This is a genomic window from Streptomyces sp. NPDC093065, assembly GCF_044754585.1.
Lineage (GTDB): Bacteria > Actinomycetota > Actinomycetes > Streptomycetales > Streptomycetaceae > Streptomyces.
The window spans coordinates 506,321-527,550 of record NZ_JBIVPJ010000001.1 but is presented as its reverse complement, the minus strand read 5'-3'; the positions used below and the strand labels follow the sequence as shown (position 1 = coordinate 527,550).

The 21,230-nt window shown below is 69.5% G+C and carries 25 protein-coding genes, 1 tRNA gene and 1 riboswitch; of the genes, 19 read left to right on the top strand and 7 right to left on the bottom strand.

All coding sequences use genetic code 11. The features are described 5' to 3' along the window. The first annotated feature begins 88 nt into the window (after positions 1 to 88). The 7 genes from clpS to ACIQFU_RS02255 all read left to right on the top strand — a co-directional run bounded on the left by clpS (position 89) and on the right by ACIQFU_RS02255 (position 4,939). Positions 89 to 406: an ATP-dependent Clp protease adapter ClpS gene (gene clpS, locus ACIQFU_RS02285; protein ID WP_402548344.1), complete on the top strand. Its 318-nt coding sequence runs from the start codon at positions 89 to 91 to the stop codon at positions 404 to 406. A 41-nt stretch (positions 407 to 447) separates the two neighbouring features. Beyond that, positions 448 to 1,056, top strand: coding sequence for a DUF2017 domain-containing protein (locus ACIQFU_RS02280; protein ID WP_402548343.1), 609 nt, complete (start codon positions 448 to 450; stop codon positions 1,054 to 1,056). A gap of 360 nt (positions 1,057 to 1,416) precedes the next feature. Beyond that, positions 1,417 to 2,844 (top strand): amino acid permease, encoded by a 1,428-nt coding sequence (locus tag ACIQFU_RS02275; RefSeq protein ID WP_402548342.1) that lies wholly within the window; start codon positions 1,417 to 1,419, stop codon positions 2,842 to 2,844. Between the two features lie 162 nt (positions 2,845 to 3,006). Next, the gene (locus ACIQFU_RS02270) at positions 3,007 to 3,429 is read left to right on the top strand and encodes a Mov34/MPN/PAD-1 family protein (protein WP_256110035.1); all 423 of its coding nucleotides are present in this window, start codon (positions 3,007 to 3,009) and stop codon (positions 3,427 to 3,429) included. Positions 3,430 to 3,508: 79 nt separating this feature from the next. Next, complete coding sequence (locus ACIQFU_RS02265; protein WP_309546867.1) at positions 3,509 to 3,604, top strand: putative leader peptide; 96 nt, start codon at positions 3,509 to 3,511, stop codon at positions 3,602 to 3,604. Positions 3,605 to 3,703: 99 nt separating this feature from the next. Next, positions 3,704 to 3,982, top strand: coding sequence for a MoaD/ThiS family protein (locus tag ACIQFU_RS02260; protein ID WP_381568271.1), 279 nt, complete (start codon positions 3,704 to 3,706; stop codon positions 3,980 to 3,982). Between the two features lie 6 nt (positions 3,983 to 3,988). Then, complete coding sequence (locus ACIQFU_RS02255; RefSeq protein ID WP_402548340.1) at positions 3,989 to 4,939, top strand: PLP-dependent cysteine synthase family protein; 951 nt, start codon at positions 3,989 to 3,991, stop codon at positions 4,937 to 4,939. 56 nt (positions 4,940 to 4,995) lie between these two features. On the opposite strand, the gene ACIQFU_RS02250 is transcribed toward ACIQFU_RS02255, so the two are convergent. Then, positions 4,996 to 5,139, bottom strand: a complete 144-nt coding sequence (locus tag ACIQFU_RS02250) for a hypothetical protein (protein ID WP_402548338.1) — start codon at positions 5,137 to 5,139, stop codon at positions 4,996 to 4,998. A gap of 204 nt (positions 5,140 to 5,343) precedes the next feature. Here ACIQFU_RS02250 and ACIQFU_RS02245 point away from each other — a divergent pair, with 204 nt between their 5' ends. Then, positions 5,344 to 6,096 carry an MBL fold metallo-hydrolase gene (locus ACIQFU_RS02245; protein ID WP_402548337.1) on the top strand — a complete coding sequence of 251 codons (753 nt, stop codon included), beginning with the start codon at positions 5,344 to 5,346 and terminating at the stop codon, positions 6,094 to 6,096. 110 nt (positions 6,097 to 6,206) lie between these two features. Here the strand turns inward: ACIQFU_RS02245 and ACIQFU_RS02240 are convergent, their stop codons facing one another. Further along, positions 6,207 to 7,457, bottom strand: a complete 1,251-nt coding sequence (locus ACIQFU_RS02240; RefSeq protein WP_402548335.1) for a PTS transporter subunit EIIC — start codon at positions 7,455 to 7,457, stop codon at positions 6,207 to 6,209. A 227-nt stretch (positions 7,458 to 7,684) separates the two neighbouring features. Then, the gene (locus tag ACIQFU_RS02235; protein ID WP_402548334.1) at positions 7,685 to 8,980 is read right to left on the bottom strand and encodes a PTS transporter subunit EIIC; all 1,296 of its coding nucleotides are present in this window, start codon (positions 8,978 to 8,980) and stop codon (positions 7,685 to 7,687) included. Positions 8,981 to 9,140: 160 nt separating this feature from the next. Between ACIQFU_RS02235 and ACIQFU_RS02230 the strand changes: the two genes are divergently transcribed. From ACIQFU_RS02230 to rdgB, 4 genes are all read left to right on the top strand, one after another. Then, on the top strand, positions 9,141 to 9,374 hold the full coding sequence (locus ACIQFU_RS02230; protein WP_007388582.1) for a glucose PTS transporter subunit EIIB: 234 nt from the start codon (positions 9,141 to 9,143) through the stop codon (positions 9,372 to 9,374). A 76-nt stretch (positions 9,375 to 9,450) separates the two neighbouring features. After that, positions 9,451 to 10,191: a ribonuclease PH gene (gene rph / locus ACIQFU_RS02225; protein WP_402548332.1), complete on the top strand. Its 741-nt coding sequence runs from the start codon at positions 9,451 to 9,453 to the stop codon at positions 10,189 to 10,191. Between the two features lie 158 nt (positions 10,192 to 10,349). After that, positions 10,350 to 10,754 carry a hypothetical protein gene (locus ACIQFU_RS02220; RefSeq protein ID WP_402548331.1) on the top strand — a complete coding sequence of 135 codons (405 nt, stop codon included), beginning with the start codon at positions 10,350 to 10,352 and terminating at the stop codon, positions 10,752 to 10,754. Between the two features lie 46 nt (positions 10,755 to 10,800). Further along, positions 10,801 to 11,403 carry an RdgB/HAM1 family non-canonical purine NTP pyrophosphatase gene (gene rdgB / locus ACIQFU_RS02215; RefSeq protein WP_402548330.1) on the top strand — a complete coding sequence of 201 codons (603 nt, stop codon included), beginning with the start codon at positions 10,801 to 10,803 and terminating at the stop codon, positions 11,401 to 11,403. Between the two features lie 48 nt (positions 11,404 to 11,451). On the opposite strand, the gene ACIQFU_RS02210 is transcribed toward rdgB, so the two are convergent. From ACIQFU_RS02210 to bcp, 3 genes are all read right to left on the bottom strand, one after another. Next, positions 11,452 to 11,525: transfer RNA gene (locus ACIQFU_RS02210), tRNA-Leu, on the bottom strand. A gap of 520 nt (positions 11,526 to 12,045) precedes the next feature. Then, positions 12,046 to 12,690 carry an HNH endonuclease signature motif containing protein gene (locus tag ACIQFU_RS02205; protein WP_402548329.1) on the bottom strand — a complete coding sequence of 215 codons (645 nt, stop codon included), beginning with the start codon at positions 12,688 to 12,690 and terminating at the stop codon, positions 12,046 to 12,048. Between the two features lie 131 nt (positions 12,691 to 12,821). Continuing rightward, the gene (gene bcp / locus ACIQFU_RS02200) at positions 12,822 to 13,289 is read right to left on the bottom strand and encodes a thioredoxin-dependent thiol peroxidase (RefSeq protein WP_402548328.1); all 468 of its coding nucleotides are present in this window, start codon (positions 13,287 to 13,289) and stop codon (positions 12,822 to 12,824) included. A 92-nt stretch (positions 13,290 to 13,381) separates the two neighbouring features. Here bcp and ACIQFU_RS02195 point away from each other — a divergent pair, with 92 nt between their 5' ends. From ACIQFU_RS02195 to ACIQFU_RS02185, 3 genes are all read left to right on the top strand, one after another. Further along, entirely contained in the window at positions 13,382 to 13,714 is a 333-nt protein-coding gene (locus tag ACIQFU_RS02195) for a DUF3618 domain-containing protein (protein ID WP_402548327.1), read from the top strand. A gap of 23 nt (positions 13,715 to 13,737) precedes the next feature. Further along, positions 13,738 to 14,094 (top strand): GroES family chaperonin, encoded by a 357-nt coding sequence (locus ACIQFU_RS02190; RefSeq protein WP_402548326.1) that lies wholly within the window; start codon positions 13,738 to 13,740, stop codon positions 14,092 to 14,094. A 61-nt stretch (positions 14,095 to 14,155) separates the two neighbouring features. Continuing rightward, positions 14,156 to 14,223, top strand: a riboswitch (guanidine-III (ykkC-III) riboswitch). Between the two features lie 30 nt (positions 14,224 to 14,253). Further along, positions 14,254 to 14,574, top strand: coding sequence for a multidrug efflux SMR transporter (locus ACIQFU_RS02185; RefSeq protein WP_007388588.1), 321 nt, complete (start codon positions 14,254 to 14,256; stop codon positions 14,572 to 14,574). On the opposite strand, the gene ACIQFU_RS02180 is transcribed toward ACIQFU_RS02185, so the two are convergent. Continuing rightward, a complete protein-coding gene (locus ACIQFU_RS02180) occupies positions 14,568 to 16,982 on the bottom strand; it encodes a transglycosylase domain-containing protein (protein WP_402548485.1) in 2,415 nt (804 codons plus the stop codon). The genes ACIQFU_RS02185 and ACIQFU_RS02180 overlap by 7 nt on opposite strands. A gap of 180 nt (positions 16,983 to 17,162) precedes the next feature. Here ACIQFU_RS02180 and ACIQFU_RS02175 point away from each other — a divergent pair, with 180 nt between their 5' ends. The 4 genes from ACIQFU_RS02175 to ACIQFU_RS02160 are packed head-to-tail and all read left to right on the top strand — an operon-like array spanning position 17,163 to position 20,726. After that, positions 17,163 to 17,969 (top strand): ABC transporter permease, encoded by an 807-nt coding sequence (locus ACIQFU_RS02175; RefSeq protein WP_402548325.1) that lies wholly within the window; start codon positions 17,163 to 17,165, stop codon positions 17,967 to 17,969. Then, on the top strand, positions 17,962 to 18,804 hold the full coding sequence (locus ACIQFU_RS02170) for an ABC transporter permease (protein WP_402548324.1): 843 nt from the start codon (positions 17,962 to 17,964) through the stop codon (positions 18,802 to 18,804). Before ACIQFU_RS02175 ends, ACIQFU_RS02170 begins: the two co-directional genes overlap by 8 nt. A 14-nt stretch (positions 18,805 to 18,818) precedes the next feature. Next, positions 18,819 to 19,856 (top strand): ATP-binding cassette domain-containing protein, encoded by a 1,038-nt coding sequence (locus ACIQFU_RS02165; RefSeq protein WP_402548484.1) that lies wholly within the window; start codon positions 18,819 to 18,821, stop codon positions 19,854 to 19,856. Positions 19,857 to 19,889: 33 nt separating this feature from the next. Then, positions 19,890 to 20,726 (top strand): DUF1707 domain-containing protein, encoded by an 837-nt coding sequence (locus tag ACIQFU_RS02160; RefSeq protein ID WP_402548323.1) that lies wholly within the window; start codon positions 19,890 to 19,892, stop codon positions 20,724 to 20,726. The last annotated feature ends 504 nt before the right edge of the window (positions 20,727 to 21,230 follow it).

Sequence of the window (21,230 nt, the reverse complement as noted above, 5' to 3'; positions counted from 1 at the left end):
TCGTCACTCTGACGATTTCAAGGTCCGGCCGATGTGCGTGGCGCCCGCCACAGGCCCGTTTGTGCGGGTGCCCCCCTGTGGTGGCAGCATGGGCAGTGTGACGGCAGCCGCACCCATGGAGATCGAGAAGACCGAGCCGGCGGAGGAGGTCTTCGCCGTACCCGAGCCAGACGTGCCCTGGGTGACGATCGTCCACAACGATCCCGTGAACCTCATGAGCTATGTGACGTACGTCTTCCAGACGTACTTCGGCTACTCCAAGGACAAGGCCACCAAGCTCATGATGGACGTCCACCACAAGGGCCGGGCGGTCGTCTCCAGCGGCAGCCGGGAGGAGATGGAACGGGACGTACAGGCCATGCACGGCTACGGCCTGTGGGCCACCCTCCAGCACGACCGGAAATGACCCACGCCCGCCCGCAGGACGGAAGCAGCTGAATCGCCTTCATGCCCGGACAATTCGAACCGCTCCCCGGCGGCGGCGCGGCCGTCGCCCTCGACCACGTCGAGATCTCCATCATCCGCTCCCTGGCCGTGCAGCTCCTGGAGCTGATCGGCCCGGGCCCCGCCGAGGACGCCTCCGAAGACCCGCTCGCCGAACTCTTCGCCGAGGGCCCGAGCGAGCCGCCCTCCGACCCGGTGCTGCGCCGCCTGTTCCCGGACGCCTACGGCGACCCCGAGGGGACCCCGCAGGCGGCGGAGGCGGAGGAGGAGCGGGCGCACTCCGCGGAGTTCCGCCGCTACACCGAGAACGACCTGCGGGCCGGCAAGCGGGACAGCGCGCTCGCGGTCATCCGCGCCCTGGACACCGTGGCCTCGCAGTCCGCGGGCGAGGACGGGGCGGTGCTGAAGCTGTCGGCGGACGAGTCCCGGCAGTGGCTCGGCGCCCTGAACGACCTGCGCCTGGCGATCGGGTCCCGCCTCGAGATCGCCGACGAGGACGACACCGACCTGCTCTACCGGCTCCCGGACGAGGACCCGCGCAAGCCGATGGTGATGGCGTACCTGTGGCTCGGCGGACTCCAGGAGTCGCTCGTCGCGACGCTTATGCCCTGAACGGGACCGGTTCGCCACTCTCCGTGTTCGGATGTACCGCTCAGCGGAGCCTCAAATCCGGATAACGATCCCGTCAAAGCTGCGCCCCTTTTGCCGAAAAGGGGCGCGTTTTGTCCGGTTCTCCCTGTGTGACACGTCACAATCCACCCCTGTGATCGGCGTCGCGGTCGTGGTAAATCTTCACGACCGCCCGGCGAACACCACCCGAATGTTCGGCCGGGTGCGCCACCGAGCCGGCGGACCGCCGGCCAGGCACCGAGCGGGATGTGAGGCCTGCTCAGCTCCATCATCCGGGGGGATCGAGACCCGATCCGAGGCCGACTGAAGGCCCGGATCGGCATGGAGAAAGGCGCACCACACATGACCTCTGCGCAGGTCGACACGGACAAGGCCCCCGAAGAGGGCTACGAGCGCGGGCTCAACAGCCGCCAGGTCCAGATGATCGCGATCGGCGGCGCCATCGGCGTCGGCCTCTTCCTGGGTGCCGGGGCCAACATCGCCAAGGCCGGCCCCAGCATCATCCTCATGTACGCCCTCGCGGGTGTGATCATCTTCTTCATCATGCGGGCGCTCGGCGAGCTGCTCCTCTACCGTCCCGTCTCCGGTTCCTTCGCCGAGTACTCGCGCGAGTTCCTCGGCCCCTTCTTCGGTTACTTCACCGGCTGGACGTACTGGCTGATGTGGGTGGTCACCGGCATGGCGGAACTCACCGCCGCCGCCATCTACATCCACTACTGGTTCCCGGACATCCCGCAATGGGTCTCGGCCCTGGTCTTCCTGGTCCTGCTGTTCGTGGCCAACCTGATCTCGGTGAAGCTGTTCGGCGAGATCGAGTTCTGGTTCTCGATGGTCAAGGTCACCGCCATCATCGGCATGATCGTGATCGGCGTCGGCGTCCTCACCCTCGGCTTCAGCCAGGCCGGCGACACCGCCGCCGTCTCCAACCTGTGGGAGTTCGACGGCTTCTTCCCCAAGGGCATCGGCTCGTCCCTGATGACCCTCCAGGGCGTCATGTTCGCCTACCTCGCCGTCGAGCTGGTCGGCGTCACCGCCGGCGAGTCCGAGAACCCCGAGAAGACCCTCCCCAAGGCGATCAACACCCTGCCCTGGCGCATCGCCCTCTTCTACGTCGGCGCCCTCACCGTCATCCTGGCGGTGGTCAAGTGGACCGAGTTCGCCGAGGGCGTCAGCCCCTTCGTGGAGGCCTTCGCCGTCATCGGCATCCCGGCCGGCGCCGGCATCGTCAACTTCGTCGTGCTCACCGCCGCCCTGTCCTCCTGCAACTCCGGCATGTACTCCACGGGCCGCATGCTGCGCACCCTCGCGGACAACGGCGAGGCACCCAGGGTCTTCAACAAGCTGTCCTCGACGAAGACCCCGGCCATCGGCATCGCCGTCTCGGTCGTCTTCATGGCCATCGGCGTGGTCCTGAACTACCTCGTCCCGGAGAAGGCCTTCGGCTACGTCACCTCCGTCGCCACCGCCGCCGGCATCTGGACCTGGCTGATGATCCTGATCAGCCACGTGCTGTACCGCCGCAAGGTCGTCGCGGGCCGGCTGCCCGCCTCCTCCTTCCCGGCACCGGGCGGGTCGGTGTGCTCCTACATCGCCATCGCCTTCCTGCTCTTCGTCACCTGCCTGATCGCCTACGACGCCGACGCCCGCGTCTGCCTGTACGTGATGGCCGGCTGGGCCGTCGCCCTCGGCATCGGCTGGGCGGTGCTCAGGAGCCGCAACCCGCAGATCACCGAGCGGCCCGGCGAGCCGGAGTTCGAGAAGATCGGCTGACCGGACGGCCGGCCCCGACCAGCGCCTTCGCGCGCACTCCAGGACGTCCGGCCACCGGGGACACTCGTGGCGTCCCCACGGCCATCGCTCAGGATGTCCGGCATGCGGGCCCCTGCGTACCACCCATCGGTACGCAGGGGCCCGTCTGCTTATCCTGGCCGCATGCTGACCATCACACAGGCCCTGTACGACCAGATCGTCGCCCACGCGCGCGCCGACCACCCCGACGAGGCGTGCGGCGTGGTGGCCGGTCCCGTCGGCGAGGGCCGCCCCGAGCGGTTCATCCCCATGCTCAACGCCGCCCGCTCGCCCACCTTCTACGAGTTCGACTCGCAGGATCTCCTCAAGCTCTACCGCGAGATGGACGACCGCGACGAGGAGCCGGTGGTCATCTACCACTCCCACACCGCCACCGAGGCCCACCCCTCCCGCACCGACATCACCTATGCCAACGAGCCCGGCGCCCACTACGTCCTCGTCTCCACCGCGGACACCGACGGCGCCGGCGAGTTCCAGTTCCGCTCGTTCCGCATCGTGGAGGGCGAGGTCACGGAGGAGGAGGTCAAGGTCGTCGAGGCCTACTGATCTCGCTCACCGGACGGAAAGGGTCCATCAGGTGAGATCACACTCCGGAAGCCGGACCGGGAATCGATACGATGAGCCCATGGTTCTTCTCGACGTGAGCGAAAAGGCGCCGGGCACGCTGCTCGTGGCGCGGCTGCACGTCGACCTGTGCAGGCTGAAAAGCGCCATCTGTTGATCTTCGCCGCCGCCGTACGGCCGTGAGCCGCGGCGTGCAGACGTGTGCCGCCGCGCGCCCCACGAACCCACGACAAACTTCCGACAGGAGCACTCAGCCATGGCCATCGAGGTCCGCATCCCGACCATCCTCCGCCAGTACACCGACGGCCAGAAGGCGGTGGAGGGCAACGGGGACACCCTCGCCAAGCTCTTCGCCGACCTCGAGACCCGGCACACGGGCATCCAGGCCCGCATCGTCGAGGGCGAGCAGCTCCGCCGCTTCGTCAACGTCTACCTGAACGACGAGGACGTCCGCTTCCTGGACGGCATCGACACCAAGCTGTCCGACGGCGACAGCATCACGATCCTGCCGGCGGTCGCCGGTGGCATGGCCTGATCGCCGATGCGCTACGACTCCCCGCTGGCCGCGGTGGGCAACACCCCTCTGGTGCGCCTGCCGCGGCTGTCGCCGTCCGACGAGGTCCGCGTCTGGGCCAAGCTGGAGGACCGCAACCCGACCGGCTCGATCAAGGACCGCCCCGCGCTCCACATGATCGAGCAGGCGGAGAAGGACGGCCGCCTCACCAAGGGCTGCACGATCCTGGAGCCGACCAGCGGCAACACCGGCATCTCGCTGGCCATGGCCGCCAGGCTCAAGGGCTACCGGATCGTCTGCGTGATGCCCGAGAACACCTCCCGGGAGCGCCGGGACCTGCTCGCCATGTGGGGCGCGGAGATCATCTCCTCCCCGGCCGCGGGCGGCTCCAACACCGCCGTACGGGTCGCCAAGGAGCTCTCCGCCGAGCACCCGGACTGGGTGATGCTCTACCAGTACGGCAACCCGGACAACGCGGGCGCCCACTACGCCGGCACCGGCCCCGAGATCCTCGCCGACCTGCCGTCCATCACCCACTTCGTGGCCGGCCTCGGTACCACGGGCACCCTGATGGGCGTCGGCCGCTACCTGCGCGAGCACAAGCCGGACGTGAGGATCGTCGCCGCCGAACCGCGCTACGACGACCTCGTGTACGGCCTGCGCAACCTCGACGAGGGCTTCGTCCCCGAGTTGTACGACGCCTCCGTCCTCACCACCCGCTTCTCGGTGGGCTCCGCCGACGCGGTCACCCGCACCCGCGAGCTGCTCCGGCAGGAGGGCATCTTCGCGGGCGTCTCCACCGGCGCCGCCCTGCACGCCGCGATCGGCGTCGGGAAGAAGGCGGTCAAGGCCGGCGAGAGCGCGGACATCGTCTTCGTCGTCGCCGACGGCGGCTGGAAGTACCTGTCGACCGGCGTCTACACCGCCGAGACGACCGAAGCGGCCATCGAAACCCTGCACGGCCAGCTCTGGGCCTGACGGTTCCACGCGGGGAACCGCGCGGACAACCCCGACGCGCCCGCCACGCGGGCCCGTCAGTCCTCGGATCCCCGCCGGCCGCGCCCGCCCCGCCGGCCCCGGCCGCGGGGCCGGCGCCCCCGGCCCCAGCCGTCGACGACCGTGGCGACGAGCGCGAGCAGGACCACCGCCGCGAAGACGAGCCACCAGGACGTGTTCATACGCACGACCGTACCGGCGCACACCGCTGCAGCGCGCCCCTTCCACGGTCCCGCGCGCCCCACTTCCAGCCGAACCGGTGATCCCTCAGGTGAGTTCGCCCACAACGGCCCCTGGCGGAGGAGCGACCACAGGTTTTGCGCCTTACGCTCGACAAACCGCACGACCCCCGTCTCTCCACACGCGCCAGCGGAGGTTTCTGCTTCATGAAGCTCACCGTCGTCGGCTGCTCGGGGTCGTTCCCGTCCGCGGAATCGGCCTGCTCGAGCTACCTCGTCGAGGCCGACGGCTTCCGGCTGCTCCTCGACATGGGCAACGGCGCCCTCGGCGAGCTGCAGCGCCACTGCGGTCTCTACGACCTCGACGCGATCTTCCTCAGCCACCTGCACGCCGACCACTGCATCGACATGTGCGCCTATTTCGTGGCGCGCTACTACCGGTACGACGGCGGCCGCTGCGCCCCGCTCCCGGTCTACGGACCCGAGGGCACCGAGCACCGGCTGACCACCGCCTACGCCGACACCCCCTCCGCCTCCTCCATGAGCGAGGTGTTCGACTTCCACACGGTCAAGCCGTCCACCTTCGAGGTGGGCCCGTTCACCGTGCACACCGAGCGCGTCGCCCACCCCGTGGAGGCCTACGCCATCCGCGTCGAGCACGGCGGCCGCTCACTGACGTACTCCGGCGACACGGGAGCCACCCCCGTGCTGGACGAACTCGCCCGCGACACCGACCTGTTCCTGTGCGAGGCCGCCTTCACGCACGGCAAGGAGGACATCCCCGACCTGCACCTCAACGGACGCGAGGCGGGCGAGAGCGCCGCCCGGGCCGGCGCCCGGCGCCTGGTGCTCACCCACATCCCCCCGTGGACCGACCCCGAGGTCAACCGCGCCGACGCGCGCGGCGTCTACGACGGGCCCGTGGACGTCGCGGCGGCGGGCGCGGTGTACGAGATCTGAGCAGCCCGGGCCCCCGGACGGCCCCGGCACGGGGAAAGGCCCCGGAACCTCCGCGGTTCCGGGGCCTTCCTCATGCCGTACGCCGTGCACGCATGCCGTACGGCGAGGGCTCACGCCTTGGTGAGGTCCTCGACCTCCTCCTCGGGCTCGCGGCCCGGGGTCTTCAGGTTGAACTTGACGATCGCGAAGCGGAACGTCACGTAGTAGATCGCCGCGAACACCAGACCGATCGGGATGATCAGCCATGGCTTGGTCGCGAGGTGCCAGTTCAGGGCGTAGTCGATGGCACCGGCCGAGAAGTTGAACCCGGCGTGCACACCCAGGCCCCACGTGACGGCCATCGAGACGGCGGTCAGCACCGCGTGCAGCACGTACAGGACCGGCGCGATGAACATGAACGAGAACTCGATCGGCTCGGTCACACCGGTGACGAACGAGGTCAGCGCGAGCGAGACCATCATGCCGAGGACGGCCTTGCGGCGCTCCGGACGGGCGGTGTGCGCCATGGCCAGGGCGGCGGCCGGCAGGCCGAACATCATGATCGGGAAGAAGCCCGCCTGGAAGATGCCGGCGGAGGGGTCACCGGCCAGGAAGCGGGTGATGTCGCCGTGCACCACGTCACCGGCGGAGTTGGTGAAGTCACCGAGCTGGAACCAGGCCACCGTGTTCACGAACTGGTGCATGCCGACCGGGATCAGCGCGCGGTTCACGCCGCCGAACAGGGCGGCGCCGCCGGAGCCGAGACCGGTCATCCACTCGCCGAAGTTGGAGATGCCGGTGCCGATGGGCTCCCAGACCAGACCGAAGAACACACCCACCACGATGCCGACGAACGCCATGATGATCGGCACCAGGCGACGGCCGTTGAAGAAGCCGAGCCAGTCCACCAGCTTGGTGCGGTGGAACCGCTGCCACAGCACGGCGGCCAGCAGACCCATGATGATGCCGCCGAGCACACCCGGGTCGTTGTACGTCGCGGCGACGTCCTCGCCCTTCTGGACCACCGCCTCGGTGACGGGGAAGGCCTCGAGCACCTTGCTGTAGACGAGGAAGCCGACCACCGCGGCCAGCGCGGTGGAGCCATCGGCCTTCTTGGCGAAGCCGATGGCCACGCCTATGCAGAACAGGATCGGCAGCGAGCCGGTGAGGGCACCGCCCGCGTTGTTGAAGACGGCGGCGACCTTGTCCCAGCCGAGGCCGTCCTTGCCGAAGATGTCGTCCTGGCCGAGCCGGACCATGATGCCCGCCGCCGGCAGCACGGCGATCGGGAGCTGGAGGCTGCGTCCTACCTTCTGCAGCCCCTGGAAAAGACCAGATCCCCGCTTCTTTGCGGGGGCCGCCTTGTCGGTGGCGGTGCTCATACTTCCTCCATCGGGTGGTGGTCTACACCACTCAGTGGTGTAGACCTGTTGTAGCACGATGAAGGCCACGTAAGGAACCCGTGATTCCGCGACCGGAGCGCTACGCGCAGTGCCCGGCCAAGTCCCCTGCTCACAGGCGCGGGAGGGCGCGGAGAAGGCCCCCGGACCGACGGTCCGGGGGCCTTCGCGAGACCACCCTCAAAGGGTACGTGAGGTGGACGGGAGGTCTACACCTTGGTGACGTCCTCCACCTCGTCCTCCGGCTCCCGACCCGGAGTCTTCAGATCGAACTTCGTGATCGCGAACCGGAAGACCACGTAGTACACCACCGCGAAGCACAACCCGATCGGAATGATCAGCCACGGCTTCGTCGCCAGGTTCCAGTTGATGACGTAGTCGATCAGCCCCGCCGAGAAGCTGAACCCGTCCTTCACCCCGAGCGCCCACGTCACCGCCATCGACACACCCGTCAGCACCGCGTGCGCCGCGTACAGCACCGGAGCGATGAACAGGAACGAGTACTCCAGCGGCTCCGTGATCCCCGTCACGAACGACGTCAGTCCCACCGACAGCATGAGACCGCCGACCTCCTTGCGCCGGTTCGGCTTCGCGCAGTGCGTGATCGCCAGCGCCGCCGCCGGCAACGCGAACATCATGATCGGGAAGAAGCCCGTCGTGAACTGCCCCGCGTCCGGGTCGCCCGCCAGGAACATGTTGATGTCACCGTGCACCACCGTGCCGTCCGGCTTCGTGTACGAACCGAACTGGAACCACATCGGCACGTTCAGGAACTGATGCAGACCGATCACCAGCAACGCCCGGTTCGCCAGGCCGAAGACTCCCGCGCCCCACGCGCCGATCCCGGTCATCCAGTCGCTGAAACTCTCCAGCGCGTCGCCGATCGGCGGCCACACCCACAGACACAGCGCCGCGAACACGATCGCCACGAAGGCCATGATGATCGGCACCAGCCGGCGCCCGTTGAAGAAGCCCAGCCAGTCCACCAGCTTCGTCCGGTGGAACCGCTGCCAGAAGTACGCCGTCAGCAGCCCCATCACGATGCCGCCGAAGACACCCGGGTTCTGGAAGACGAACGCCGTCACCTCGCCGTCGCCGCCGGTCGGCTGGCACCCGACCTGCGGCACCGCCGTCGACCCCTCCGGACAGTCCTCCGGAAACTGCCGCAGCACGTTGAAGTAGACGAGGAACCCCGCCACCGCCGCCAGCGCCGTCGAACCGTCGGCCTTCTTCGCCATGCCGATGGCCACACCCACACAGAACAGCAGCGGCAGCCCCAGCGACCCGTCGAGCAGCGCACCGCCCGCACCCGTCATCACCTTCGAGACGTTCGTCCAGCCCAGACCGTCGTCCCCGAACACGTCCGGCTGCCCGAGCCGGTTGAGAATGCCCGCGGCGGGCAGGACCGCGATGGGCAGCTGAAGACTGCGACCCATCTTCTGCAGCCCCTGGAACGCCTTGTTCCAACGGACACGAGCGGGACTGACCGTGCTGTCGGCACTCATCCGGTCTCCATTCGGTCGCCGGTACACTGGTGTAGACCAGTAGACGGGACGGCTCCGTCCTCGTGACCGCCATCATTCGGTACCCACCGCATGACCGCTCGCGAAGATGGGCCAACTGTGGGTTACTGCGACAAAGCGGCTCGGATCAGGGAGAACGAACATGGCCAGCAAGGCTGAGAAGATCGTCGCCGGCCTCGGCGGCATCGACAACATCGACGAGATCGAAGGCTGCATCACCCGACTCCGCACCGAGGTCAACGACCCGGACCTGGTCAACGAAGCCGCCCTCAAGGCCGCCGGAGCCCACGGCGTCGTCAAGATGGGCACCGCCATCCAGGTCGTCATCGGCACCGACGCCGACCCGATCGCCGCGGAGATCGAAGACATGATGTGAACCACCGGTTCACCGGCAAGGGGCCTTTCCCACTGCGGGACAGGCCCCTTCCCCATGGGCCGCTAGGCTCACCCGCATGTCACGAATCGACGGCCGCACCCCCCAGCAGCTCCGCCCCGTCACCATCGAACGCGGCTGGAGCAAGCACGCCGAAGGCTCCGTCCTCGTCTCCTTCGGCGACACCAAGGTCCTCTGCAACGCCTCCGTCACCGAAGGCGTCCCCCGCTGGCGCAAGGGCAGCGGCGAAGGGTGGGTCACCGCCGAATACGCCATGCTCCCCCGTGCCACCAACACCCGCGGCGACCGCGAGTCCGTCAAGGGCCGCATCGGCGGCCGCACCCACGAGATCAGCCGCCTCATCGGCCGCTCCCTGCGCGCCGTCATCGACTACAAGGCGCTCGGCGAGAACACCGTCGTCCTCGACTGCGACGTCCTCCAGGCCGACGGCGGCACCCGCACCGCCGCCATCACCGGCGCCTACGTCGCCCTGGCCGACGCCATCACCTGGGCCCAGCACACCAAGAGGCTGATCAAGCCCAGCCGCAAGCCGCTCACCGGCACCGTCTCCGCCGTCTCCGTCGGCATCGTCGACGGCACCCCCCTCCTCGACCTGCGCTACGAGGAGGACGTCCGCGCCGACACCGACATGAACGTCGTCTGCACCGGCGACGGCCGCTTCGTCGAGGTCCAGGGCACCGCCGAGGCCGAGCCCTTCGCCCGCGACGAGCTCAACACCCTGCTCGACCTCGCCGCCGCGGGCTGCACCGAGCTCGCCGAACTCCAGCGCAAGGCGCTCGACGCGGCCCTCGAAAGGTAAAGCGGGTAAAGGAAACGCCAAAGGCGGCGCAACTCGGCCGCCCACCGGCGCGTCCCTAGCAGTACAGCACCACGGGCGCACGGCACACCTCGCCGTGCGCCCGACGCCGCACCGCACACGGGCCGCCCGGCCCTGTCCCAAGGGGAGGACCGAGACCCATGGCCGCGAGCCGCCACCGCAGCCTTCGCCGCACCGCAGTCACCGCCGCCACCCTGGCGACCGTCGCCCTGACGGCCGGACTCACCACCGGCTGCGACGCCGTAGACAAGGCACTCGACTGCGTACGCACGGCCGACGCGATAGCCGACAGCGTCACCGAGCTCCAGCAGGCCGTGGAGAACACGGACGACCCCACGCAGTGGGAGGAGTCCCTCGACTCCATCGACAAGAACCTCGACAAGATCGGCGACCAGACCGACAACGCCGACGTCAACCAGGCCGTCGACGACCTCGGCAAGGCCGTCGGCAACGTCCGCACCTCCGTGCGGAACGGCGACGAGACCCCCGACCTCAGCCCCGTCACCGACGCGGCGGGCGAACTGACCAAGGTCTGCACGCCGTAGCGAGGGCTCGGCCGGGCCGGGAGCGGGGTCCGGGATACTGGACCCCATGACCCGCCTGATCCTCGCCACCCGCAACGCCGGAAAGATCACCGAACTGAGGGCCATCCTCGCCGACGCGGGCCTGCCCCACGACCTCGTCGGAGCGGACGCCTACCCGGAGATCCCCGACGTCAGGGAAACCGGCGTCACCTTCGCCGAGAACGCCCTCCTCAAGGCCCACGCCCTCGCCCAGGCCACCGGCCTCCCCGCCGTCGCCGACGACTCCGGCCTCTGCGTCGACGTCCTGAACGGCGCCCCGGGCATCTTCTCCGCCCGCTGGGCCGGCCGCCACGGCGACGACAAGGCCAACCTCGACCTCCTCCTGGCCCAGATCGCCGACATCGCCGACGACCACCGCGCCGCCCACTTCGCCTGCGCGGCGGCCCTGGCCCTGCCCGACGGCACGGAGCGGGTGGTCGAGGGCCAACTCCGCGGCACCCTCCGCCACGAGCCCGCCGGCACGAACGGCTTCGGCTACGACCCGATCCTCCAGCCGGACGGCGAGACCCGCACCTGCGCAGAACTGACGGCACCGGAGAAAAACGCGATCAGCCACCGGGGCAAGGCGTTCAGGGCCCTGGTGCCGGTGGTACGGGAGCTGTTGAGCTGACTCAAGAATGAGGGCCCTGTACCTACGAAGCGTAGGTACAGGGCCCTGTGCGCCCGGTCGGATTCGAACCGACAAACACAACCACCTAAAGATTGCCGCTCGGCCTGTTGGCGTACGGGCGCTCGACCGGGCCTACTTTACTGGGCAGAGTATGCCGCCGTCGGCCGCCGCGGCACCAGGTGGCAGTGGCGGCGTGACAGTTGGGGCACAGTAACCGCAGGTTCTCCTGTCGATCGTCGCTCCAGTCCCCGTTGACGTGGTCCACTTCCAGAGTCAGGGGTTTGCCGAGCCACTCGGGGTCTGTACCGCACTCGTCGCATTTGTTGGGTACGTCAACTGCGCAGAGCGCCCGACGCAGCAATGCGGTCTTCGTTCGGCGTTCACCGGTGTGCTTGACCAAGATGTCCTCAGGCTGTCTGAGCGGGGTGGCCGTGCTGGGCCTGCCTCGTCGATGTGCCTGCCCCAAGAAGTGCGCTGTCGAAAGATGGTCGTCAGCGATCCATCGACGCAAGCGGGCGCGTTGCGCACCGCTGTCGGCACGCCCCAGTCGACGGAGCGCACTCGCGATTGAAACGGATTCGGCGACTGCGGCACGCAGTTCCTCACCAGAAGGCCGGTCACGTGTGTAGTGCGCGCCACTGCTCATCGGCTTGTACGCCCTTTGCCACGTCCCCGGTAAGTGTCCGTGATCGAGTGACAGTTCGGGCACAGGAGTCGGAGGTTCTCGATACGGTTGTTGCGCCAGTCACCGTCGATGTGGTCGACCTCCAAGGGGATCGGGCGTCCGTGCCACATGCCGTCGTTACCGCAGAGGGCGCACCGCTCGGATGCGCCCACGGCCGCCATCGCCCACTTGATGCGATCGCCGGGGATACGCCTCGCTTCGGCGGGCGCCTGCTCGACGAGCAAGCCTTCAGGCGTCCGGGGGCGCCAGGGTTTCCCCTTCCGGGCCGGCATCCGGAAGTGCGAGATGTCGATGTCGTAGGCCTTGATGCGTCGGCTGATGTGCGTGTGGTGTCCGCCGACTACCTCCAGTCCGAGATGTCGGAGTACCTCGCACATGTTCGTCGAAGCTGTGACTGCTTCCTGGAGAAGCTCCCGGGTCCACTTCACTCCCTCACGCTGGAAGTGGGAGGTGTCGACCTCCAGCCTCTTCATCCGCGCCAAGACATACCGCCGAGTCGAACTCTTCGGATCCACCCTCAGCCGCACCAACGCCTCCGACAACGTCCGCGCCCCCCGGGCCGCTTCCTCCAGGCGCTCTCGCGTGTACGCACTCGCCCCCATCGCACCCCTCCGTCCCGGCCACGCGTTCACGGCCTCGTACGGAGTAACGAACCGGTTATCGGACAGTCACGCACGGCATGCGGAAGGGCTCGTACCGGAAAGCTTCGGTACGAGCCCCGCCGAAAGGGAACTCAGATCCCCAAGTCCTTGATGATCTTGGCCACGTGGCCCGTGGCGCGGACGTTGTAGAGGGCGCGTTCGACCTTGCCGTCCTCGTCCACGACGACCGTGGAGCGGATGACGCCCATGTAGGTGCGGCCGTAGTTCTTCTTCTCGCCGAAGGCGCCGTAGGCGTCGAGGGTCTTCTTGTCCGGGTCGGCGAGGAGGGTGACCTTCAGGGACTCGGTCTCGCGGAACCTGGCCAGCTTCTCCGGCTTGTCGGGGGAGATGCCGATGACGTCGTACCCGGCGCCGGCCAGCAGCTCCAGGTTGTCCGTGAAGTCGCACGCCTGCTTCGTGCAGCCGGGGGTAAGCGCCGCAGGGTAGAAGTAGACGATGACCTTGCGGCCCTTGTGGTCGGACAGGGACACCTCGTTGCCGTCGGCGTCCGGGAGGGTGAAGGCCGGGGCCTGGTCCCCGGGCTGGAGTCGCTCGCTCATCGGGTCAGCGTAACGGGGGGTCCTGACAGTGCGAGCGGGCCTGGAGCTGACAGACTGTCCGGGACAGTGTCAGAGGACTTCGGAGGCGTACGGTGGCGGACACGTCGGACATCAGAACCCCGGCGCAGATCGAGGCGGACATCAAGCGCCGCCGCGAGGTGCTGGCCGAGACGCTCGACGAGCTCGGGATGCGGGTGCACCCGAAGACGATCGTCGACGACGCGAAGGCCAAGGTCGCCTCCAGCGTCGATCACACCCTTGGGCGGGCGTACGTCCAGGTCAACCGGGTGGTCAGCGATGTGAGGGCGCAGTTCGTGGACGAGCAGGGCGCCCCGCGGATGGAGCGGGTCGTGCCGGCCGCGCTGGTGGTGGTCGGGGTCGTGGGGCTGCTCGCGTTCGGCGGCACCCGGCGGCGCGGGCGCTGAGCGGGAGCAGGTAGGTTCGGGGCGTGAGCGCCAAGAGAAACGAGTCCGGTACCCAGGACGACAAGCTGCCCATCCGGATGCTGCACGACCGCGTGCTCGTGCGGCAGGACACCGGCGAGGGCGAGCGGCGTTCCGGGGGCGGCATCCTGATCCCCGCGACGGCGGCCGTCGGCAAGCGGCTGGCCTGGGCCGAGGTCGTCGCGATCGGGCAGAACGTACGGACCGTGGAGCCGGGCGACCGGGTGCTGTACGACCCGGAGGACCGTGCCGAGGTCGAGGTGCGGGGCGTGGGCTACGTGCTCATGCGCGAGCGCGATCTGCACGCCGTGGCGGCGGACCGGTTCGAGGGGTCGGAGGACTCCACCGGGCTGTACCTCTGAATCACGGGTCCGGGTCGGACTTCAGGGGCTGGTGATCAAGGTCACCAGCCCCTTTCTCCTGTCTTTGCTACCTTGGGAAGCACCCCGACGAGACGCGCCGTACCGGGATGAAGGAAAAGACGACGCACCCCGTTCAGTTCGTTCACGGAGGTGCCTGTCATGGCGTGGGTTCTGCTCTTCGTCGCCGGTCTGCTCGAGGTCGGCTGGTCGATCGGGATGAAGTACACCGACGGTTTCACCCGGCTGTGGCCGAGTGTGTTCACCGGTGCCGGGATCGTCGCGAGCATGGTGCTGCTGTCGTACGCCGCCCGGACGCTGCCCATCGGTACCGCCTACGGCGTGTGGGTGGGCATCGGCGCGGCCGGGGCGGCGGTGCTCGGCATGGTGGTGCTGGGTGAGCCCGCGACCGCCGCCCGGATCTTCTTCATCTGTCTGCTGCTGGTCGCCGTGGTGGGGCTGAAGGCGACCTCCGGTCACTGACGCCGGGGTGTGACGGGGATGCCGGCGATCGTGCCGGCGGAGGTGTCCGGGTCGCCGCCGCCGGCGCCGGTCGTGTCCCCGCCGCCCGGCCCCGTACCGCCGTTCGAGGAGTCGTCGCCGCCCGAGTCGCCGCCGCCCGTGGGGCCAGGCTCGGTGCTGGGCCCGCCCGTGCCGGGGGTGCCGCCGCCGGTCGACGGGGGGCCGGTGTCGGTGCCGCCGGAGTCGCCGGGCGGGGTGCTGCTGCCGGAGTCGCCCGGGGTGTCGCCGCCGTCCTCGTCGCCGGTCGACCGGTCGTCCGGGTCGCTGCCGCCGCTCTCGTCGCCGTCGCCGGGTTCGTCCGAGGCGTCGCTGCTCGGGGGTGCGGTGACGTCGGCGCCCGCCTGGAGCCGGAGGTCGAAGTCGGTGACCGGTTCGCCCTTGAGGGCGTTGCGGGTGTACTCGCTCCAGATCTCGGCGGGGGCGCCGCCGCCGTTGATGCGGGCGAGGCCCGTGGCACCGTACAGGGACTTGTGGGCGGCGGTCTTCGGGTCCTGGCCCATGACGGCGACGACGGTCGCGAGGTCGGGGGTGTAGCCGGCGAACCAGGCGGCCGTGTCCTCCTCGGCGGTGCCGGTCTTGCCGGCGGCGGGGCGGCCGGCGGCCTGGGCGGCGGTGGCGGTGCCGTTCTCGACGACGCTGCGCAGGACGGACGTGGTGGTGTCGGCGGCCTCGCGGCTGACGGCCTGGTGTTCGCGCCGCTCGGGCAGGTCGACCTCCTGCTTGCCGTCCTTCGTGACCTTCTCGACCAGCGTGTAGGTGCTGTGCCTGCCGTGGTTGGCGATGGTCGCGTAGGCCTCCGCCATGTCGAGGGGGCTGGCGGTGGCGACGCCGAGGGCGATGGAGGGGGAGGGGGTCAGCTCGGGGGTGTTCTTGGAGAGCCCGAGATCGATCGCGGTCTGCTTGACCTTGTCGGAGCCGACGTCGACGGCCATCTGGGCGTACACGGCGTTGATGGACTTGTCGGTGGCCTCGCGGACGGTGACGTGGCCGTAGTCGCGGTGGTCCTCGTTCTCCGGGGCGTAGCGGCCGCCGTCCCAGCCCTGGACGGGGCGTTCGCTGGTGCCGTCGTAGCGGGTGTTCGGGTTGATGGCGTTGCCGTCCTGCGTCTCGGAGTGGTTCTCGACGGCGGACGTGAACACGAAGGGCTTGAAGGTGGAGCCGACCTGGAAGTCGCGGCGGGTGGCGTTGGGTGTGTACTGCTTGACGTAGTCGATGCCGTTGTACATCGCGACGACCTTGCCGGTCTTCGGGTCGACGGAGGCGCCGCCCGCGCGGACGTAGGTGTCGACCTTGCGTTCCTTCTGGTCCAGCTGGGACATCAGCTTGTCGTCGACGGCCTTGACGAAGGCGTCCTGCCTGTCCTTCTGGAGGGTGGTGGTGATGCGGTAGCCGCCGCGGCCGAGTTCCTCCTCGTCGACGATGCCGTTCTCGAACAGGTATTTCTTGACGATGTTGACGACGTAGCCGCGCTGTCCGGACATGTTGGTGGAGACGGTGGACTGCTTGGGCTCGGGGAACTTCGCGGCGGCGCGGTCGGAGGCGCTGATCCAGCCCTTGTCGGCCATGCCGTTCATGACGTAGTTCCAGCGGGCCCGGGCTGCGGGCTTGTTCTCGGGGTGGGCGACGACGTCGTACTGGCTGGGGGCGTTGAGCAGGGAGGCGAGGTAGGCGCCCTGGGCGGCGGTGAGGTCCTTGGCGTCGATGCCGAAGTAGGCCTGGGCGGCGGCCTGGATGCCGTAGGCGCCGCGGCCGAAGAAGCTGGTGTTGAGGTAGCCCTCCAGGATCTCGCTCTTGCTCTTCTCGCGGTCGAGCTTGATCGAGATGAAGAACTCCTTCACCTTGCGGGTGACCGTCTGCTCCTGGCCCAGGTAGTAGTTCTTGACGTACTGCTGGGTGATCGTGGAGCCGGACTGCTTGCCCTTGCCGGTGGCGGTGTTCCAGCCGGCCCGGACCATGGCGCCGGGGTCGATGGCGGACTCGGTGTAGAAGTCGCGGTCCTCGGCGGCGAGCACGGCGTGCTGGGCGTCCTTGGAGATGCGGGCGAGGCCGACGCTCTCGCGGTTGACCTCGCCGTCACGGGCGAGGACGCTGCCGTCGGCGTACAGGTAGACGTTGGACTGCTTGGTGGCGAGCGCGTTGGCCGGCGGGATCTGCACGAGGTGGTAGCCGAGGAAGAAGCCGCCGACGATCAGCAGCAGGCCGACGACGACGGTGCTCAGCACGATGCGCCAGGTGGGGATCAGCCGGCGCCAGCCGGTGCGCCTCGGCCGCTTGGCCTTCTTCGTCTTCCCTGAGGCGTCCGGTGCTCCCGACGCCCAGCCCCGGTTCGGCTGCTGCGGCTGCTGCTGCGGCTGCGGCTCGTCGCTCATCTCGTGCACGGACTCCTGTTTCATTTCGTACGGTTTTCGTACGTCTGAGTTCTTCTGAAGAAGACTCTCGCACCGTGGGTTCCGTTCCCACTCGACGGCACACCCGTGAAATTCCGTGGCAGTGGCCTTGGCGGTCGCACTAGGCTCCTGCGCTTCGGTGCCGATCGGAGGGGGAGGGCTGTGGGTGCGGGCTCGTGGCGGTTGTACGTGGCCGTCGCGGCGGGTGGATTCCGACGGTACGCGACGTATCGGGCGGCCACTGCGGCCGGGGTGTTCACCAACACCGTTTTCGGACTCATCCTGGTTTACACGTATCTGGCGCTGTGGGACGAGAAACCGCAGCTCGGAGGGTACGACCAGGCGCAGGCGGTGACCTTCGTGTGGCTGGGGCAGGCGCTGCTGGCGGCCCTGGCGATCGGCGGCGGGGGGTTCGAGGACGAGCTGATGGAGCGCATCCGTACGGGTGACGTCGCGGTCGATCTGTACCGTCCGGTCGATCTTCAGGTGTGGTGGCTGGCGGCGGACGTGGGCCGGGCGCTGTTCCAGCTGCTGGGCCGCGGGGTGGTGCCGTTCGTGTTCGGATCGTTGTTCTTCCCGGTGGCGCTGCCGCGGGAGGCGTCCGTGTGGGTGGCGTTCCTGGTGACGCTGGTGCTGGCGATGCTGGTGGGGTTCGCGCTGCGCTATCTGGTGGCGCTCTCGGCGTTCTGGCTGCTGGACGGGACCGGGGTGACGCAGATGGCGTGGCTGGCGGGGCTGTTCTGCTCGGGGATGCTGCTGCCGCTGAACGTGTTCCCGGGGGCGCTCGGCGAGGTGGTGCGGGCGCTGCCGTGGTCGTCGCTGCTCCAGGCGCCGGCAGACGTGCTCCTCGGGGAGGCGGATCCGCTGGGGACGTATCTGTTCCAGGCGTCCTGGGCGGTGGCGCTGCTGGCGCTGGGGCGGCTGGTGCAGTCGGCGGCGACGCGACGGGTGGTGGTCCAGGGTGGCTGAGGTGGCCGGCACGGAGGTGCGGCGCGGGCGGGTCGTGGAGGGGGTGCGCGCGTACGGGCTGATCGCCGGGATGTGGATCAGGTCGACGATGGCGTACCGGACGTCCTTCGCGCTGACGACGTTCGGGAACTTCGCGATGACCGCGCTGGACTTCGTGGCGATCCTGCTGATGTTCTCCCGCGTGGACGCGCTGGGCGGCTGGTCGCTGCCCGAGGTGGCGTTCCTGTACGGGCTGTCCGGGGTGTCCTTCGGCCTTGCCGACCTGGCGATCGGCTCGATGGAGCGGCTGGGGCGCCGGGTGCGGGACGGCACGCTGGACACGCTGCTGGTGCGTCCGGTGCCGGTGCTGGCGCAGGTGGCGGCGGACCGGTTCGCGCTGCGCCGGCTGGGCCGGGTGACGCAGGGGCTGCTGGTGCTCGGGTACGCGCTGGTGGTCCTCGACGTCGACTGGACGGCGGGGAGGCTGCTGCTGATGCCGGTGGCGCTGCTCAGCGGGGCGGGGATCTTCTGCGCGGTGTTCGTGGCGGCGGCGGCGTTCCAGTTCGTGGCGCAGGATGCGTCGGAGGTGTCCAACGCGTTCACCTACGGCGGTACGACGATGCTGCAGTATCCGCCGACGGTGTTCGCGCTCGACCTGGTGCGCGGGGCGACGTTCGTGGTGCCGCTGGCGTTCGTGAACTGGCTGCCGGCGAGTTATGTGCTGGGGCGGCCGTATCCGCTGGACCTGCCGGAGTGGGTGGCCTTCACGCCGCCGCTCGCGGCCGCGGCCTGCTGTGCGCTGGCGGGGATCGCCTGGCGCGCGGGCCTGCTTTCGTACCGGAGCACGGGGAGCTGACGGAGATGGCGGACATGGCGGGGACGGCGGAGTCGGAGTCGGAGTCGGGGGAGGAGCCGGGGGCCGTGACGGTGACGGAGGCGGGTGCGGCGGCCTTCATCGAGCTGGACGGTGTGGAGAAGGTCTTCGACGTGCGCAAGAAGACCGGCTTCATGAAGCGGGAGCGGCGGCAGGTGCGGGCCGTGGACGGGCTGTCGTTCACGGTGTCACGCGGCGAGATGGTCGGCTACATCGGCCCGAACGGCGCCGGGAAGTCGACGACGATCAAGATGCTCACCGGCATCCTGACGCCGAGCGGCGGCCGGCTCCGGGTGGCCGGCATCGACCCGTCCCGGGAGCGGACCCGGCTGGCGCACCGCATGGGTGTGGTCTTCGGGCAGCGTACGACGCTGTGGTGGGACCTGCCGCTGATCGACTCGTACCGGCTGATGCACCGCATGTACCGCATCCCCGACGCCCGTTACCGGGAGAACCTGGACCGCTGTGTCGAACTCCTCCAGCTCGGGGAGCTGCTGGACGTGCCGGTGCGGCAACTCTCCCTGGGGCAGCGGATGCGCGGGGACATCGCTGCGGCGCTGCTGCACGATCCTGACGTGCTGTACCTGGACGAGCCGACGATCGGGCTCGACGTGGTCTCGAAGGCCAAGGTGCGCGGTTTTCTGCGGGACTTGAACGCGGAGCGCGGCACGACGGTGCTGCTGACCACGCACGACCTCCAGGACATCGAGCAGCTGTGCTCGCGCGTCATGGTCATCGACCACGGGCGGCTGATGTACGACGGTGCGCTGGAGGGCCTGCACGAGGCGGGGGAGAGCGAACGCACCCTGGTGGTCGACCTGGAACGGGAGTTGCCGCCGATCGAGGCGCCGGAGCCCGCGCGGGTGGTGCGGGTGGAGGGGCCGCGGCAGTGGCTGGCGTTCCCGGCGTCGGCGTCGGCGGCCGGGCTGGTGGCGCGGATCGCGGCCCGGTATCCGCTGGTGGACCTGTCGGTGCGGGAGCCGGACATCGAGTCGGTGATCGCGAAGATGTACGCGGAACGCGCGGGCGCGTAGTGTCCGGCGCGGTGACCTCGTAGGCTGCTGCACATGACCGACGACGCCCCGGAACTCCGCGCATCCGACGCCGACCGTGAACGAGTCGCCGAGGTCCTGCGCGACGCCCTCGCCGAGGGACGCCTGGACATGACCGAGTTCGAGGAGCGGCTGGACGCCACGTACCGGGCGCGGACCTACGGGGAGCTGGCGCCGATCACCCGTGATCTGCCGGTCGGCACGGTGGCCGCGGCACCCCGGGTGTCGATGACCAAGGAGCCCGAGCGGGACGGGGGCTGGGCGGGGCGGATCACCGGCGGGGAGGGCTCCTCGACCTGGGCGGTGGCGGTGATGTCCGGCTTCCAGCGCAAGGGGCGCTGGACGATGCCGAGGCGGTTCAACTGCTTCGCGTTCTGGGGCGGCGGGGAGATCGATCTGCGCGAGGCGGACTTCTCGGCCGGGGAGGTCGTGATCAACTGCGTCGCGATCATGGGCGGGATGCAGGTGATCGTGCCGCCGGGCGTCGAGGTGATCGTGCGCGGCATCGGCATCATGGGCGGCTTCGACCACCGGGAGGAGGGCGTCCCCGGCGACCCGGGCGCCCCGCGCGTCGTCGTGACGGGTTTCGCCTTCTGGGGCGGCGTCGGCGTGGAGCGCAAGGTGACGCGGGCGGAGCGGCAGCGGCTGAGGGAAGAGCGCCGGCAGGAGAAGCTGGATCGCAAGGCCGCCCGCAGGGAGCTGCACTCCGCCGTCCGGGAGGACGCGGAGGGGGCCCACCGCAGGATGCTGGAGGACCACCGCGACATGGTGCGCGAGCACCGCGAGGAACGCCGCGAGCACCGCGAACTGCGCCGCGAGGACCGCGATCGCCGCCACCGGGACGACGACTGACACACGGCCCGGCCCCGAGCACACGGCACCTGCCGGACCACGATCCGTGTACCGGACCGCCCGGGTCCGCCGGGCGCCGTGGGCGGTGACGGAAGGGTTGCGCGCGGCGCGAGGGCCGGACGTCCGCGATCGAGCGGGCGGAGCCAGCCGGACCAGGGGCCGACCGGACGCTGCACCGCCCGGGTTCCCCGGGTCGGGGGACGTGTGCCGGGCCGTTCCTCCAAGGGGTGAGTGGGCGGTTTCTCGGGTGCCGAGGGCTGGCGGTCGGCGCGAGCGGGCGGGGTTCGCGGGGCCGGGGGCCGTGGGTTGTGCCGTCTGGCGTGCCGGGTCGGGGCGTGCCCGCATCGCGCCTCGCCGGGAGCCGGGGGTGGGCCGGTCGGGCCGGGGTCCGTGTGCCGGACTGTCCGAGGTTCCCCGGGTCGGGGGACGTGTGCCGGGCCGTTCCTCCAAGGGGTGAGTGGGCGGTTTCTCGGGTGCCGAGGGCTGGCGGTCGGCGCGAGCGGG

Bases quoted from the DNA above. Each gene is read 5' to 3' on its own strand.
- clpS (WP_402548344.1), top strand. From the start codon at position 89: ATGGGCAGTGTGACGGCAGCCGCACCCATGGAGATCGAGAAGACCGAG.
- ACIQFU_RS02250 (WP_402548338.1), bottom strand. From the start codon at position 5,139: ATGAACACGTCCTGGTGGCTCGTCTTCGCGGCGGTGGTCCTGCTCGCG.
- ACIQFU_RS02230 (WP_007388582.1), top strand. From the start codon at position 9,141: ATGGCCAGCAAGGCTGAGAAGATCGTCGCCGGCCTCGGCGGCATCGAC.
- ACIQFU_RS02240 (WP_402548335.1), bottom strand. From the start codon at position 7,457: ATGAGCACCGCCACCGACAAGGCGGCCCCCGCAAAGAAGCGGGGATCT.
- ACIQFU_RS02165 (WP_402548484.1), top strand. From the start codon at position 18,819: ATGGCGGGGACGGCGGAGTCGGAGTCGGAGTCGGGGGAGGAGCCGGGG.
- ACIQFU_RS02185 (WP_007388588.1), top strand. From the start codon at position 14,254: ATGGCGTGGGTTCTGCTCTTCGTCGCCGGTCTGCTCGAGGTCGGCTGG.
- ACIQFU_RS02280 (WP_402548343.1), top strand. From the start codon at position 448: ATGCCCGGACAATTCGAACCGCTCCCCGGCGGCGGCGCGGCCGTCGCC.
- rdgB (WP_402548330.1), top strand. From the start codon at position 10,801: ATGACCCGCCTGATCCTCGCCACCCGCAACGCCGGAAAGATCACCGAA.
- ACIQFU_RS02160 (WP_402548323.1), top strand. From the start codon at position 19,890: ATGACCGACGACGCCCCGGAACTCCGCGCATCCGACGCCGACCGTGAA.
- bcp (WP_402548328.1), bottom strand. From the start codon at position 13,289: ATGAGCGAGCGACTCCAGCCCGGGGACCAGGCCCCGGCCTTCACCCTC.
- ACIQFU_RS02235 (WP_402548334.1), bottom strand. From the start codon at position 8,980: ATGAGTGCCGACAGCACGGTCAGTCCCGCTCGTGTCCGTTGGAACAAG.
- ACIQFU_RS02260 (WP_381568271.1), top strand. From the start codon at position 3,704: ATGGCCATCGAGGTCCGCATCCCGACCATCCTCCGCCAGTACACCGAC.
- ACIQFU_RS02220 (WP_402548331.1), top strand. From the start codon at position 10,350: ATGGCCGCGAGCCGCCACCGCAGCCTTCGCCGCACCGCAGTCACCGCC.
- ACIQFU_RS02205 (WP_402548329.1), bottom strand. From the start codon at position 12,690: ATGGGGGCGAGTGCGTACACGCGAGAGCGCCTGGAGGAAGCGGCCCGG.
- ACIQFU_RS02255 (WP_402548340.1), top strand. From the start codon at position 3,989: ATGCGCTACGACTCCCCGCTGGCCGCGGTGGGCAACACCCCTCTGGTG.
- ACIQFU_RS02275 (WP_402548342.1), top strand. From the start codon at position 1,417: ATGACCTCTGCGCAGGTCGACACGGACAAGGCCCCCGAAGAGGGCTAC.
- ACIQFU_RS02270 (WP_256110035.1), top strand. From the start codon at position 3,007: ATGCTGACCATCACACAGGCCCTGTACGACCAGATCGTCGCCCACGCG.
- rph (WP_402548332.1), top strand. From the start codon at position 9,451: ATGTCACGAATCGACGGCCGCACCCCCCAGCAGCTCCGCCCCGTCACC.
- ACIQFU_RS02245 (WP_402548337.1), top strand. From the start codon at position 5,344: ATGAAGCTCACCGTCGTCGGCTGCTCGGGGTCGTTCCCGTCCGCGGAA.
- ACIQFU_RS02265 (WP_309546867.1), top strand. From the start codon at position 3,509: ATGGTTCTTCTCGACGTGAGCGAAAAGGCGCCGGGCACGCTGCTCGTG.
- ACIQFU_RS02180 (WP_402548485.1), bottom strand. From the start codon at position 16,982: ATGAGCGACGAGCCGCAGCCGCAGCAGCAGCCGCAGCAGCCGAACCGG.